The 12,582-nt window shown below is 37.4% G+C and carries 16 protein-coding genes; 9 read left to right on the top strand and 7 right to left on the bottom strand.

Translation table 11 applies throughout. The features are described from left to right. Genes cydB through AC1M9I_RS12535 form a run of 3 tightly spaced genes read left to right on the top strand, consistent with a single transcriptional unit; the run spans position 1 to position 1,572 of the window. Positions 1–1,146 (top strand): cytochrome d ubiquinol oxidase subunit II, encoded by a 1,146-nt coding sequence (gene cydB / locus AC1M9I_RS12545; protein WP_481595166.1) that lies wholly within the window; start codon positions 1–3, stop codon positions 1,144–1,146. Between the two features lie 26 nt (positions 1,147–1,172). Beyond that, positions 1,173–1,274, top strand: coding sequence for a cytochrome bd-I oxidase subunit CydX (gene cydX / locus AC1M9I_RS12540; RefSeq protein ID WP_035266590.1), 102 nt, complete (start codon positions 1,173–1,175; stop codon positions 1,272–1,274). 1 nt (position 1,275) lies between these two features. Further along, positions 1,276–1,572: a cyd operon YbgE family protein gene (locus AC1M9I_RS12535; protein ID WP_092768427.1), complete on the top strand. Its 297-nt coding sequence runs from the start codon at positions 1,276–1,278 to the stop codon at positions 1,570–1,572. A gap of 30 nt (positions 1,573–1,602) precedes the next feature. Here AC1M9I_RS12535 and AC1M9I_RS12530 read toward each other — a convergent pair whose 3' ends face one another. The 4 genes from AC1M9I_RS12530 to ftsY all read right to left on the bottom strand — a co-directional run bounded on the left by AC1M9I_RS12530 (position 1,603) and on the right by ftsY (position 4,871). Continuing rightward, positions 1,603–2,139 carry a GNAT family N-acetyltransferase gene (locus AC1M9I_RS12530; RefSeq protein WP_481611123.1) on the bottom strand — a complete coding sequence of 179 codons (537 nt, stop codon included), beginning with the start codon at positions 2,137–2,139 and terminating at the stop codon, positions 1,603–1,605. 66 nt (positions 2,140–2,205) lie between these two features. Continuing rightward, the gene (locus AC1M9I_RS12525; RefSeq protein WP_481590863.1) at positions 2,206–2,847 is read right to left on the bottom strand and encodes a DUF2057 family protein; all 642 of its coding nucleotides are present in this window, start codon (positions 2,845–2,847) and stop codon (positions 2,206–2,208) included. 113 nt (positions 2,848–2,960) lie between these two features. Beyond that, on the bottom strand, positions 2,961–3,554 hold the full coding sequence (locus AC1M9I_RS12520) for a nitroreductase family protein (RefSeq protein ID WP_481593954.1): 594 nt from the start codon (positions 3,552–3,554) through the stop codon (positions 2,961–2,963). A gap of 237 nt (positions 3,555–3,791) precedes the next feature. After that, entirely contained in the window at positions 3,792–4,871 is a 1,080-nt protein-coding gene (gene ftsY / locus AC1M9I_RS12515) for a signal recognition particle-docking protein FtsY (RefSeq protein WP_035266635.1), read from the bottom strand. Positions 4,872–5,123: 252 nt separating this feature from the next. Between ftsY and AC1M9I_RS12510 the strand changes: the two genes are divergently transcribed. Both AC1M9I_RS12510 and AC1M9I_RS12505 read left to right on the top strand, forming a co-directional pair. Next, on the top strand, positions 5,124–6,431 hold the full coding sequence (locus AC1M9I_RS12510; protein WP_481595179.1) for a M16 family metallopeptidase: 1,308 nt from the start codon (positions 5,124–5,126) through the stop codon (positions 6,429–6,431). A 7-nt stretch (positions 6,432–6,438) separates the two neighbouring features. Continuing rightward, complete coding sequence (locus AC1M9I_RS12505; RefSeq protein ID WP_481595165.1) at positions 6,439–7,950, top strand: M16 family metallopeptidase; 1,512 nt, start codon at positions 6,439–6,441, stop codon at positions 7,948–7,950. Here AC1M9I_RS12505 and AC1M9I_RS12500 read toward each other — a convergent pair. Together AC1M9I_RS12500 and AC1M9I_RS12495 are read right to left on the bottom strand one after the other, a co-directional pair. Further along, complete coding sequence (locus AC1M9I_RS12500; protein WP_180028944.1) at positions 7,947–8,267, bottom strand: hypothetical protein; 321 nt, start codon at positions 8,265–8,267, stop codon at positions 7,947–7,949. The two genes, AC1M9I_RS12505 and AC1M9I_RS12500, sit on opposite strands and share 4 nt — an antisense overlap. A gap of 106 nt (positions 8,268–8,373) precedes the next feature. Continuing rightward, positions 8,374–8,733 carry a hypothetical protein gene (locus AC1M9I_RS12495; protein WP_481587962.1) on the bottom strand — a complete coding sequence of 120 codons (360 nt, stop codon included), beginning with the start codon at positions 8,731–8,733 and terminating at the stop codon, positions 8,374–8,376. 225 nt (positions 8,734–8,958) lie between these two features. Here AC1M9I_RS12495 and AC1M9I_RS12490 point away from each other — a divergent pair, with 225 nt between their 5' ends. The 4 genes from AC1M9I_RS12490 to AC1M9I_RS12475 all read left to right on the top strand — a co-directional run bounded on the left by AC1M9I_RS12490 (position 8,959) and on the right by AC1M9I_RS12475 (position 11,309). Next, positions 8,959–9,192 carry an SEL1-like repeat protein gene (locus AC1M9I_RS12490; RefSeq protein ID WP_035266572.1) on the top strand — a complete coding sequence of 78 codons (234 nt, stop codon included), beginning with the start codon at positions 8,959–8,961 and terminating at the stop codon, positions 9,190–9,192. 139 nt (positions 9,193–9,331) lie between these two features. Then, complete coding sequence (locus tag AC1M9I_RS12485; protein ID WP_035266570.1) at positions 9,332–9,715, top strand: DUF2750 domain-containing protein; 384 nt, start codon at positions 9,332–9,334, stop codon at positions 9,713–9,715. Between the two features lie 87 nt (positions 9,716–9,802). Next, positions 9,803–10,234: a CBS domain-containing protein gene (locus AC1M9I_RS12480; RefSeq protein ID WP_481595164.1), complete on the top strand. Its 432-nt coding sequence runs from the start codon at positions 9,803–9,805 to the stop codon at positions 10,232–10,234. A 175-nt stretch (positions 10,235–10,409) separates the two neighbouring features. Then, complete coding sequence (locus tag AC1M9I_RS12475; protein WP_481611122.1) at positions 10,410–11,309, top strand: hypothetical protein; 900 nt, start codon at positions 10,410–10,412, stop codon at positions 11,307–11,309. A 35-nt stretch (positions 11,310–11,344) separates the two neighbouring features. On the opposite strand, the gene trpB is transcribed toward AC1M9I_RS12475, so the two are convergent. Beyond that, the gene (gene trpB / locus AC1M9I_RS12470; protein WP_481595205.1) at positions 11,345–12,553 is read right to left on the bottom strand and encodes a tryptophan synthase subunit beta; all 1,209 of its coding nucleotides are present in this window, start codon (positions 12,551–12,553) and stop codon (positions 11,345–11,347) included. Positions 12,554–12,582 lie beyond the last annotated feature (29 nt).

Genomic DNA, 12,582 nt, shown 5'->3' with positions numbered 1-12,582 from the left:
ATGATTGAATATGAACTTCTCAAAATCATTTGGTGGGTATTGGTCGGCGTCCTCCTTATTGGGTTTGCTTTGACTGATGGATTTGATATGGGCTCTATGGCACTGATGCCGTTCGTCGGTAAAGATGATGAAGAGCGTCGTGCTGCTATCAACACGATTGCACCACATTGGGATGGAAACCAAGTTTGGTTTATTACGGCGGGTGGTGCACTTTTCGCAGCTTGGCCAATGGTATATGCAACAGCTTTCTCGGGTATGTACTGGGCGCTGTTACTCGTATTATTTGCTTTATTCCTTAGACCTGTTGGTTTTGACTATCGCTCTAAGCTCGAAAATACTAAATGGCGTAATGCTTGGGATTGGGGCTTATGTATTGGCGGCGCAGTACCAGCACTCGTTTTTGGTGTTGCATTTGGCAATATGTTCCTTGGCATCCCCTTTACACTTGATGAAACTGTTCGTTCAACTTACACAGGAAGCTTCTTTGCACTTTTAAATCCATTTGCCTTGGTCTGTGGATTGGTCAGTTTGACGATGCTTGCTGCGCATGGTGGTGCATGGTTAATGCTACGCACTGAAGGTGCATTAAGAACACGATCTGCTCAAGCTACACGATATATGAGTATTCTTTTTCTCATCTGTTTTCTCGGTGCTGGTGCATGGTTGTATTTCGGCAATATCGAAGGCTACACGCTTGTAACACCTTATGATACGAATGGTGTAGCTAATCCACTTGCTAAAGAAGTACTCACTAATGCCAATCATGGCTGGATGAACAATTATTCTATTTATCCAATCACAATATTGGCACCGGTGATGGCAATTATCGGAGGAATAATTGTGTTTTTAGCATCGTCTAAAAATAAAGCGGGACTTAGCTTTGTGGGTACATCGTTCGCTGTGATTGGCACAATTCTCACTGCTGGTTTTGCCCTATTCCCATTCCTGATGCCATCTAGTATTCATCCAAACATTAGCTTGACGATGTGGGATGCAGTATCTAGCCAAATGACGCTTTCAGTAATGACTGTTGCTGCATGTATTTTTGTTCCACTGATCTTGGCATACACCACTTGGTGTTACTACAAAATGTGGGGTGTGATTACCAAGAAACATATTCAAGACCACACGCATAGTCTGTATTAAAACCGAATCACTGTTAGGAGAAAATTATGTGGTACTTCGCATGGATACTAGGTGTGTTAATGGCATGTTTCGCGAGTGTACTTGCCGCCATTTACATGGAACAACATCAAGACTTAGATGGTGAATGAGATGAGTGAGCTTGCGATGTCAAATTCTGAAAAACGTAAATACTCATTTGCAATGATCATTTCATTTCTGATGGCATTGCCTCTCGCTACCATATTACTCATCCACCCAAGTCTGATGTTGGATGCAAGTGGTAATTACAGTCATCGTGCCATGATGCTGATTATGATTGGAATATCTGGTGGATTTATCCATGGCGTAGGGTTTATACCACGTTATTGGATATGGAAGTATTTATTTAGTCCATTTGTAGCATGGCCATTGATGATTTATGGTTATTATACTTGGCTGTTCACTTAATTTATAAAAAAGCCCTCTATGAGGGCTTTTTTATATCTGTTTAAGCATTTCGACTAAGTGAACTTCTTGAATTGGCTGCCCAACACCCGAATCAACTGGATAGCTATCCGTTTTTGTTGTTATTTCATACCCACATCTTTGATAGTAATGAATCAATTCTACACGTTGACTCAGCACCCACATTCTTATGAAGTCTAGATGTGAATAGTTTGATTCGACTCGATTCTCAATAAACTCAAGTAATCTTTTTCCATAGCCACAATTTTGCAGATCTGGATTAACGGCAAATGTCCCTATTTCAGCAGCACAATCAGAAACCGTTAAAGCTATACACCCTACAATAGAGTGATTTTCATCCAGAGCAACATATAAAATCTCAGATGATTCAAGTTGCTGTGATCCTAAAATCAGATTGAGTAAAGCTTCTTCAGTAATGCGTAAACCCTCAACTAACATTGCTTCATTGGTCCATGATCCAACATGTTGATCACGATATGCTGAATTAATTAACTTAAATAATTCAGCATGATCATGAGGTGAAGCAATTTGAAATACTAAATCTTTCAATTTTAAGCTCTAATTTTTTTGCTTAAGCATACATTCAGATGGCCACATTTTGTAATATTAAATGTTTTATTGCGTTGCAAGCCAAGTCATAAATTTTTGACGTTCCTGCTTTGAAGAATTTTTCCATACTTCAATCAACGTCTGACCATCATGAGTATTTGAATTTGTATTTTTAATGTCAGCTTGTTCCACTGTTTGATTATTTATTGATGGTGAACTTGACTTGATCATTGGGCTAGCTTGTGGCTCATTATGCAATATCTGATTGATCGTACCGCCTAGCAAACTTTGCGAGGTCATTTGAACAATCAGATTATTTGAAATGAGTTGATTATTTTGATTATAAATTGCCAATTGAGGATTTTTGGCGAATGTTTTTGCTTGGTCCAAATCTCGTGGTGGATGAATTAAATCCAATTTGTATGACTTATTATCCTCTAGGGTTGGCAATTTCAAAGTAAGAATATCCGACTTTACGATCTCATGATTATTTAAAGGTAGTTCAAAGTATTGATTATATCGAACATTCACCAAAGGTTGATTCACATCAATTTGGTATTGTTTTTTTGATTTAAATAGTCCTGATTTAACCTCTTGATTATTCACTGAAATTACGACCAGTTCCTCTGGAACCACCAAGGTCGCCCCTGCAAAAATTTGACTGCTCAAACCCGTAAATATCAATGCAGACGCAATTTTTAATTTCATAAATAACTCAATATTAGATTGTTAGATATGACTACTATGCTACCAAGCGATGACAATTTAATGACAGAACTCGTCATAAAAAAAGGCACCGAAGTGCCTTTATATGATTTGGATTAATTAAAAGTTTTAAAACGAATCTCGTCATCAATAAACGTTTTATCTCCAGCGGGCGCTTCGATTGAACCGAGCACAAGCTGAGCACGAAGTTTCCAAGAAGCTGGAATTTCAAATGTTGAAGACACTTCTTCATCCACAATTGGATTGTAATGTTGTAATGATGCTCCAATATTTTTTTCTGACAATGCAGTCCAAACCGCAAATTGAGCAATAGCTGTTGAATGTTCAGACCAGATTGGGAAATTCTCAGCATAAAGTGGGAATTGCTCTTGTAAACCTTTCACCGTATCTTGATCTTCATAAAACAATACAGTTGCATGACCCGCTTTAAAGCTATTGATCTTATTTTGAGTTCCCTCAAATGCTTCTGCAGGAACAATTTTACGTAAAGTTTCTAAAACGATATTCCAAAATTTGTCATGTGACTCACCAAAAAGTGTTACAACACGTGATGTCTGTGAGTTAAATGACGATGGACTTTGACGTACCGCTTCTTTAATGGTTTCTCCAATCTGAGTATTGTCTAAAGAAACATTCTTACCAATTGAATAGATGGTACGGCGATTTTTAATTTGATTTAGAAAAGACATAACTTATTCCTTATTTTTAACATTCATTGTGTGCTAACGATGATGCTATCTTATTCATATTACGAAACCTTTTCAGCCTTATCTTTATAACAAAGTGTTCTATTTTTGGAACAAATTGCATATTTAATGTATTGAGTCAAAAAATTCGGCTTTCTCATATTTGAATAACTTTATGAATTTTAAGTATTTATAAAAAAAGCTCCGTATAAGGAGCTTTTTAAATTAACCCAAGAATAATTATTTTTCGTTATCGAATAATGCAGCGACAAATGATTTTGCTGAGAACGGTCTCAAATCATCAATCTTTTCACCTACACCAATAAATCGGATTGGCACATGTGTACGGCTCGCAATATTAAATAGCACACCACCCTTTGCCGTACCATCCAATTTAGTAATAGTAAGACCCGTTAAACCTACAGCTTCATCAAACATTTCAACTTGGTTAATCGCGTTCTGTCCTGTGCCAGCATCCACAACAAGCATCACTTCGTGCGGTGCAGTCGCATCAATTTTTTGCATAACGCGTTTTACTTTTTTGAGCTCTTCCATCAAGTGACCTTTGTTATGCAAACGCCCTGCGGTATCTGCAATCAATACATCGATCCCTTTCGCTCGTGCACTTTCAAAAGCATCAAAAATTACAGAAGCACTGTCTGCACCATGACCTTGTGCAACGACATGAATATCGTTACGTTCACCCCAAATTTGTAGCTGTTCAGTCGCCGCAGCACGGAAAGTATCGCCTGCCGCGAGCATGACTTTTTTACCTTCGCCTTGCAATCGTTTTGCGAGTTTACCAATCGTGGTTGTCTTACCTACACCATTTACACCTACAACCAAAATCACATAGGGATTTTTATTCGGATCGATATGTAACGGTTTGACACGTGGTGCTAATAAAGCAACTAATTCTTCTTGAAGAGCTTTATAGAGAGAATGAGAGTAGATCAAATCGCCACGCGCAGTTCTTTCAGTCAAATTGGCAATAATTGTTTTCGTCGCCTCTACCCCAATATCTGCGACCAATAATTGCTCTTCAACTTCTTCGAGCAGCTCATCATCAATCTCTTTACCACCGACTAGAATATTCATCATTCCATCAGCTAAATTTTTACGAGATTTTGATAAGCCTTCTTTCATACGACTGAAGAAACCACCTTTCGGTTTTGTTTCTTCAACGGCCGGCACCGTTTCCAGCTTTTCTACTTCATTGTTTTCGATAATAGGCACATTAACGGCCGGGAGGCTCGGTAAGGTGACATCGTCATCACCAATATCCGCATCAATCAAGAATTTATTTTGCTGTTCTTGCATGCCGATTCCTTGAAAAGCATTGCGATTAAAAGAATGGAGTTTAGCATAGATTGCTTTAAATTCACGATCTGCAATTACTTTTAAAACGATCAACCAAATTGCAACAGTTCAATCTTGAATAAATATACGACATCATCAAGAATAATTTTAAAGTCATTATTCGGATTAATTGTGTCTCTCAGCCGGCTCAAATTCTCTCTGCAACTCATTTTCAAACAAACAATCATCATTGCTGCGATTACATCAGCACCGATGATGACATTTGCAAATCAGCAAACTGCTCAACTCTCTCGAAACACCGTCGAAACAACACTGGATAATGGTTTAAGAGTCATTATTAGAGAAGATCACCGCGCACCTGTAGTAATTAGCCAAATTTGGTATGCCGTCGGCAGTAGTGACGAGTCAGGGAATTTACTCGGTATTTCACACGTTCTAGAACATATGATGTTCAAAGGCACTAAAAAAGTACCGAATGATGAATTTACACGCCTTAGTCGAATTTATGGTGGTAGTGTCAATGCATTCACATCCACAAATTACACCAATTACTATCAATTCTATCCTAAAAAATATCTTCCACTGGCATTAGAGTTAGAAGCAGATCGAATGCAAAATTTAGTTCTGCGCCAAGAAGATTTCGAACCCGAAATTAAAGTTGTAATGGCTGAACGACGGCAACGAACAGAGGACAATCCTCGAAACCTTGCTTTTGAAAGATTTAAATGGATAGCATACCCGACCAGTCACTATCGCCAACCAGTGATTGGCTTAATGAAAAATCTGAATAACATTCAATTGAATGATTTAAAGCAATGGTACGAAACTTGGTACGCGCCGAATAATGCAACATTGGTCATTATTGGGGATGTAGATCCTGAACAAACCATTCGAGATGTCAAAAAATATTTTAATAAGATTCCCAAAAAATCAGTTCCTGAGCGAAATGATGTGCTTGAATTTTCAAGAATTGGATATCGCTTCATGCAGCAATATCAGGCTGTACATGTTCCCAACTTGTTTATGGCTTGGAATGTCAATTCCATTAAAACAGCAAAAAACCCTCAAGACGCCTACGCTTTAACCATTATTCAAAATCTATTGGACGGCGGAATTTCAGCACGTCTACAAGAGAGACTGATCCGAGATAAGCGAATTCTGACTTCAATTAATGTGAGTTATGATCCATATAATCGTGGGGATAGCCTATTTTTAATCTCTGCCATACCAGCTGAAGGTATTAGTCTTGAGCAAGCGCAAAAACGCATACAGCAGGAACTAGATTTATTCAAATCAGAATTGGTCAATGAAAAAGAACTCAATCGGGTCAAGGCGAATTTCATTTCCAATTTAGTGTTTAGCCAAGATGATGTTATTGGGCAAGCTCGACTCATTGGTTTGCTCAGCATCAATGATCTAGACTATCGCATGATTGATCAACTCCCTGATTACTTCGATAAAGTCACACCTTATGATTTACAACGCATTGCCAATATTTATTTTAATCGTGACAATTTGAGCGTTTTACATCTTTATCCTGAACAGAAAAACAATAACTAGGTGTTTTATGAATTATTTGTCTTCTCTATTTTTAACGAGTGTGTTGTTTAGTGCCATTTTGAGTTCACTGTCGCATGCGGAGGAACTTATAGAAGCGGAACCAATTGAACAGATCATCGAAGAAGATCCCAGTGGTCTAAGCTCGATTAAAAACTTGTTAAGCTTAAAAGAGATCACAAAATCTTCCCAAAATTATAAAGCGCCTTTTGTTCAAGAACTTAAAAACTCTTTAAATGTACGAACCTTATTTGTCGAAACGAATGATCTGCCAATGGTCGACATTCAAATTACATTTAATGCTGGATCTGCACGAGATGAAGTCATTGGTCAAGGACTTTACGGTATATCCAATATGGCAGCTCGCCTTATGCTTGAAGGAACAGATCAGCTCAGTGCCAAACAGATTACCACCACATTTGAGGGATTAGGCGCCAAATATTCTTTCAACGCCTATCGTGATATGTTTGTTGTTCGACTAAGAGTGTTAAATGATCCTGAAAAATTTGACCCTGCACTGAACTTACTACTGCATTTAATCAAGCATGCCACCTTTAAACAATCAGGCATTAATCTCGCGCTCAGTAATACTCAAATTGGGCAAAAACAACTTCAAGAGAATCCATCCAGACTAATGTCAATACAACTGTACCGTATGCTGTATGGGGATCATCCATATGCTCAACCAACAGCTGGGACAGTCGGTAGTTTAAAAAAAATTACGCCTGAATTACTCAAAGAATTTAGGGATCGATTGCTTGTCGCTCAAAATTCCAATATAGCAATCACAGGACAACTCACTCAAGATCAAGCTCAACAGATCTCGGAACTGATTAGTATCAATTTACCGCAAGGGCAAAGGCAGCCTGACCTTCCAACTCCCGTAAGTGAATCAGGTTTTAAAATTTCAGTACTAAAACGCGAAAGTCTACAAGCACATGCATTATTGGGTCATTTATCTTTAGAACGAGCACATCCAGATCGTGCCGCTTTGGAAGTTGCCAACAGAATGTTTGGTGGTGGGAGTTTTAATTCAATCTTATCAAAAGAGTTACGAGTTAAACGAGGACTCACTTATAGTGCATCGAGTACGCTGACTACACCACAAGTACCTGGCGTTTTTAGTTTTGGATATGCGACACAACAAGACCAATTGCTTGAAAGCTTAAAGCTCGCACATCAAGTATTCATTGACTTCAAAAAACAGCCGATTACTGACTCTTTACTTAAAGAAAATAAAGAAAGTATTCTTCGGTCTTTTCCAATGACTTTAAATAGCAATGCAAATATTAATGCCCAAATCGCATCAATTGGATTTTACGGACTTAATTCCAATTATCTAAATGAGTATCAGGAGCAGATTCGAAAATTAACTCGCCAAGATATTCAAAATGCAATACAAAAACATTTACACCCCGATCAAATGACTGTTATTGCTGTCTCTGACCGTGTCACTGCCAAGGAGATCGAAGAAATACTGAATCAAAATCTTGGGCTCAAGCTGAATAAGATTGAAAACTAATCCAACTTTTCAATCGCTGGATAAATTTTTATATGAGCATTCTCGATATGATAAGCATTCAGCAAACGATAAAATTCAATATTTTTAATCTTAGGTTTTGCAAGTAACAAAGTTGCCATTTCATGCGTTCGCTCTAAACGATTTTGAGCCGCGAGCGCTTGAACTTGTTCAAAGTGAGCTGAATTAATTGGACGATTCAGTGCAATACTAGAGACAATAAGAATAAAAAGTACAATGCCTATGATGAAAGCATTTTGAATCTGCTCAATATTTAATTGTGAGAAAAGATCAGACGAAATTTTTTTTAAATGGAGCATGTACAACCTCGGATTAGCTTAAGTGTAATCCGAGATGCTTTAAAAATATAGTGTTAACGTTGATTTAAACAAGAACCATTATGCAAAAAATGGCGCTTATTCACCTTTAAGAGACAACATTCTGCACAACACCAAAATATAAGATAGCAGCGATCACCGCGAGTACGATAAAAATAGTGAAAACACTTAAACCACCTTCAGCATCATCAGGGTGTTCTTCGTCAATGACGGCGATACGTTTTAATTCGCCGTCATAGTAGCGATAAAATTCAGCTTTTGCTGCAGGATCAAGCGTCTGCGTATAATCATGCACACGTTTACGCTGCTCTAAACAGTAGTGACCTAAATGGATTTCTTGATGAAAAATTGCTTCATCAAGTTGTTTTTTATGATGATGTGCAAGCGCAATAATATCGGATGGCTCTGGTGGATTGCCAAATGTGAAACCATCAATGGTATTAGTCATAAGTCATTCTCCTTTATAGTTATTTACAGTTTTATCATAAACCCAATATAAAATGATAAAAGTTTAATCCTGTAAGTATTTTTTAAAAGATTTATCTTGAAAATTTATTTGACAATTAACGCAAATTGTAATATTAGTTTAATATTACTTTGTTATATTCCATTTTGACCTAATTTAGGTCTTTATAACTGTAGTACTAATCATAATTAGAATAAGGAGTTTTATATGATTAAACAATTCTCTCAACAAGACCTCGAACATATGTATTCGAATGCTGTAAATACCATTCAATTTGAAATGAATTTTACAGACGCAGTTTCAGAACTTGAGAATGCAGCACGTGCGGGTCACGGTAAAGCAGCGATGTTTCTAGCTGAACTCTATCTTCAAGGTTTCCGTGTAGAACGTGATTCTTTGAAAGCACAGTATTGGCAAAACATGGCCACAATGCAAGCATAAATAAACGTCACATTCGTGGCGTTTTTTTAGCTTTTTCATTACATATTTGCTTACCAAACTTTAAATTAATGCAACTAAACTTTAAGAAAAAAACATTAGACTGAACTTATCATCATTGGTATTGAATCATTGAACGATCATGAACACCTTTGTACAGTTGCAACCAAATTCAAAGCATTTTTTACTCAAAGTTAATATCCTTAAAACCATGATGTATTGTGGAGTACTGTGGGGACTGTACAATCCAGAACATCAAGGTTGGGCCATCCGATCAATCAATCAAGAATACATATTCCCCTTCTGGCTCAATTCAGTGCAGGCTTTACATTATGCAAAAATTCACTGGCCGCACTATCAGCCTCGAAAAATAACGCCTGATGATTTTAAAAATTCATTACTCCCAACCCTAACGCGACTAAAAGTCACACCTGCACTCTGCAATCATCGAGATCGCCACTTTAAGCTCACTATTCCACACATGCAGATGCTATTTTTTCAAAATCATTTGAGCCCATCTATTTAGCAGAAAATTCTACTAAAACAATTGTAAAGATTTAAGATTTCAGTTATTAACTTATACATGGACGAATAACCAATAAGAGGAAACTTTATGACAACAGTAGCTCAAGTTCTACAAAATAAAAACAATTCAGAAATCTCTACCATCACACCTGATGCTACGGTTTTAGAAGCAATCACATTAATGGCAACAAAAGGTATTGGTGCCGTTGTTGTCGTACAGGATGAAAGACTTGTTGGAATTTTATCTGAACGGGATTACACGCGTAAAATTGCACTTATGCAACGTACATCTGACTTAACTACAGTCTCAGAAATTATGACTGGTACGGTTTTATCTGTAAGTAAAACCAACACCGTAGATGAGTGTTTAGATTTAATGACAGAACGTCATATTCGCCATCTGCCAGTATTAGAAGACGATAGACTCGTCGGAATTGTATCTATTGGTGACTTAGTTAAAGCCGCGATGGAAGACCAAAAAGTGTTGATCGAACAACTTCAACAGTATATTTCAGGATAAAGCTAAGCTCCCATCTCGGGGGCTTTTTTGATAATTCCATCATGATCTCAATTTTGAACAATAGATTGAAATTGGTCATCTTTTACAATGATTTTCTTTTATTGAGTCATTGAACTATTTAAACAGCATCAGTAAAGTCATTACATTATGGAATTTTTTTGCCTAAGGACTGATGATGTATAAAAAGTTATTGTGTTACACCGCTTTATTTGTAACTGCTTCCACTTATGCATCTGAACTTGAACCAACGATAAAGAATCAAATAGAGCTGCTAAAAAAAGCAAAAACATATCAAAAAAAGACACTTATCACGCCTGCATGTAATACCTATGAAAAAGCCTACAAAATGGGATATTTAGGGGCTGATCAAGATATGAAAAATCCAAGAAAAAACAAAGAATTTGTTGAAGCCGCCCTGCAAACTTCTGCCTGTTATACAAATTTGAATTATACAGAACAACCCCAAAAATGGCTCGAAGGCACTGTAACACTATTTAAGTTAAAAAATTATTTTGCAGTCCCAAACTTAGATGGCCGACTCAAAGAAATTCAAGATGAAATGATGTCGATCGCAGAAGTGCTATATTTCAAAAAAAATGCTGACTATCGCAATCCCTCTTCTGAAGTGACCAATGCCTGTGCTGCATCTGAAATTGGCTTCAAAATTGGTTATTTAGGTGATCCTGATAAAGCTAAAGATCCTGCATACAATGCAACATACGTACAACATGGTTTATTTCATGCCGCTTGCGTTTCTCTACTTCCATCCAAGGCTAAATCTGAGAATCCAGCATTTACGAGTTATTTGTCTTACGCAATTTTAAAAGAACTTGCCACCAAATATGACAGCAAAAAAGCACACGAACTAAGTGCACCAGCTGATGAAATTATGAAAACCATGGTTCAAGCTCAACAAGCTCAACAAGCTCAACAAGCTCAACAAGCTCAACAAGCTCAACAAGCGACTGAAACACTTGTTCAAGATTTTTCAATCGAAACGCCGCTCATTCCTATTGAAATTTCCTCCTTTGAAAATATTCTTACGCCTTTGAATGAAGAACCACCAGAAATGTAATTAAAAAAACCAGCCTAAGCTGGTTTTTTTATGTGTTAATTTAAACCTAATTTTTCTGCCACATAGTCCGAGTCTTTATCACCTCGACCTGATAAATTCACCACCACAATGGTATCTTTGGACAATTGTGGAGCTTCGCGTATCGCCCAAGCAACAGCATGTGAACTTTCTAATGCAGGCACAATCCCTTCAACTCGAGATAGAGTCATGAATGCATTCAGACATTCTTCATCAGTTGCTGTTGAGTACTCAACACGACCAATATCTTTTAAGAAACTGTGTTGAGGCCCCACACCAGGATAATCTAATCCAGAAGCAATTGAATGCACAGGTAATGGCTCGCCATTTTCATCTTCCAGCACATAACACGCCATACCATGAAGTTGACTTGGTTTACCTAAAGTTAATGTTGCCGAATGTTGATCAGTATCTAAACCATGTCCTGCTGGTTCAACACCAATCAATTTCACACTACCATCATTAAGGAATGCACTGAATGCTCCCATTGCATTTGAGCCACCGCCAACACAAGCAACAATATAATCAGGATATTTGTTAAATCTGTCTTGTGATTGAACTTTAATTTCATCACCGATAATTGCTTGGAAATCACGCACCATTTTAGGAAATGGATGTGGACCAACGACTGATCCGATGGCATAAATAAAGCTATCAGGGTCTTTCAAATACTCTTCGAAAGCACTATCAACAGCATCTTTTAATGTTGCTGTTCCACGAGTGACTGAAATTAGATTCGCACCCAAAATTTTCATTTTCACGACATTTGGATGTTCTTTTTCAATATCAACTTGACCCATATGAATTTCACACGGGATACCAACCAAGGCACAAGCGGTGGCTAATGCGACACCATGTTGACCTGCCCCAGTTTCAGCAATGACTTTTTTCTTGCCCATGTATTTAGCAAGTAAAGCTTCACCCAAACAATGGTTAATTTTATGCGCACCTGTATGGTTCAAATCTTCACGCTTCAGATAAATTTGAGCACCGCCCAATTGTTCTGAAAGTCGTTTGGCATGAAATAAAGGACTTGGACGACCTACATAATGCGCAAACAGCTCTGAAAGCTCATTTTGAAATTCAGGTGTTTTACGAATTTCTTCATAAGCAACATTGATTTGATCCATTGCTGCTTTTAAATGAGGTGGAATGAATTGACCACCATATTCACCAAAAAAACCTTCTTCATTTGGCAATGCCACACCATTGATTTGATAGCTCATATCAAGATCCTTTAGATGAATATAATTTA

The sequence above is a fragment of the Acinetobacter sp. ANC_7553 genome (genome assembly GCF_056779895.1).
This window is presented reverse-complemented; position numbering and strand designations above follow the sequence as displayed.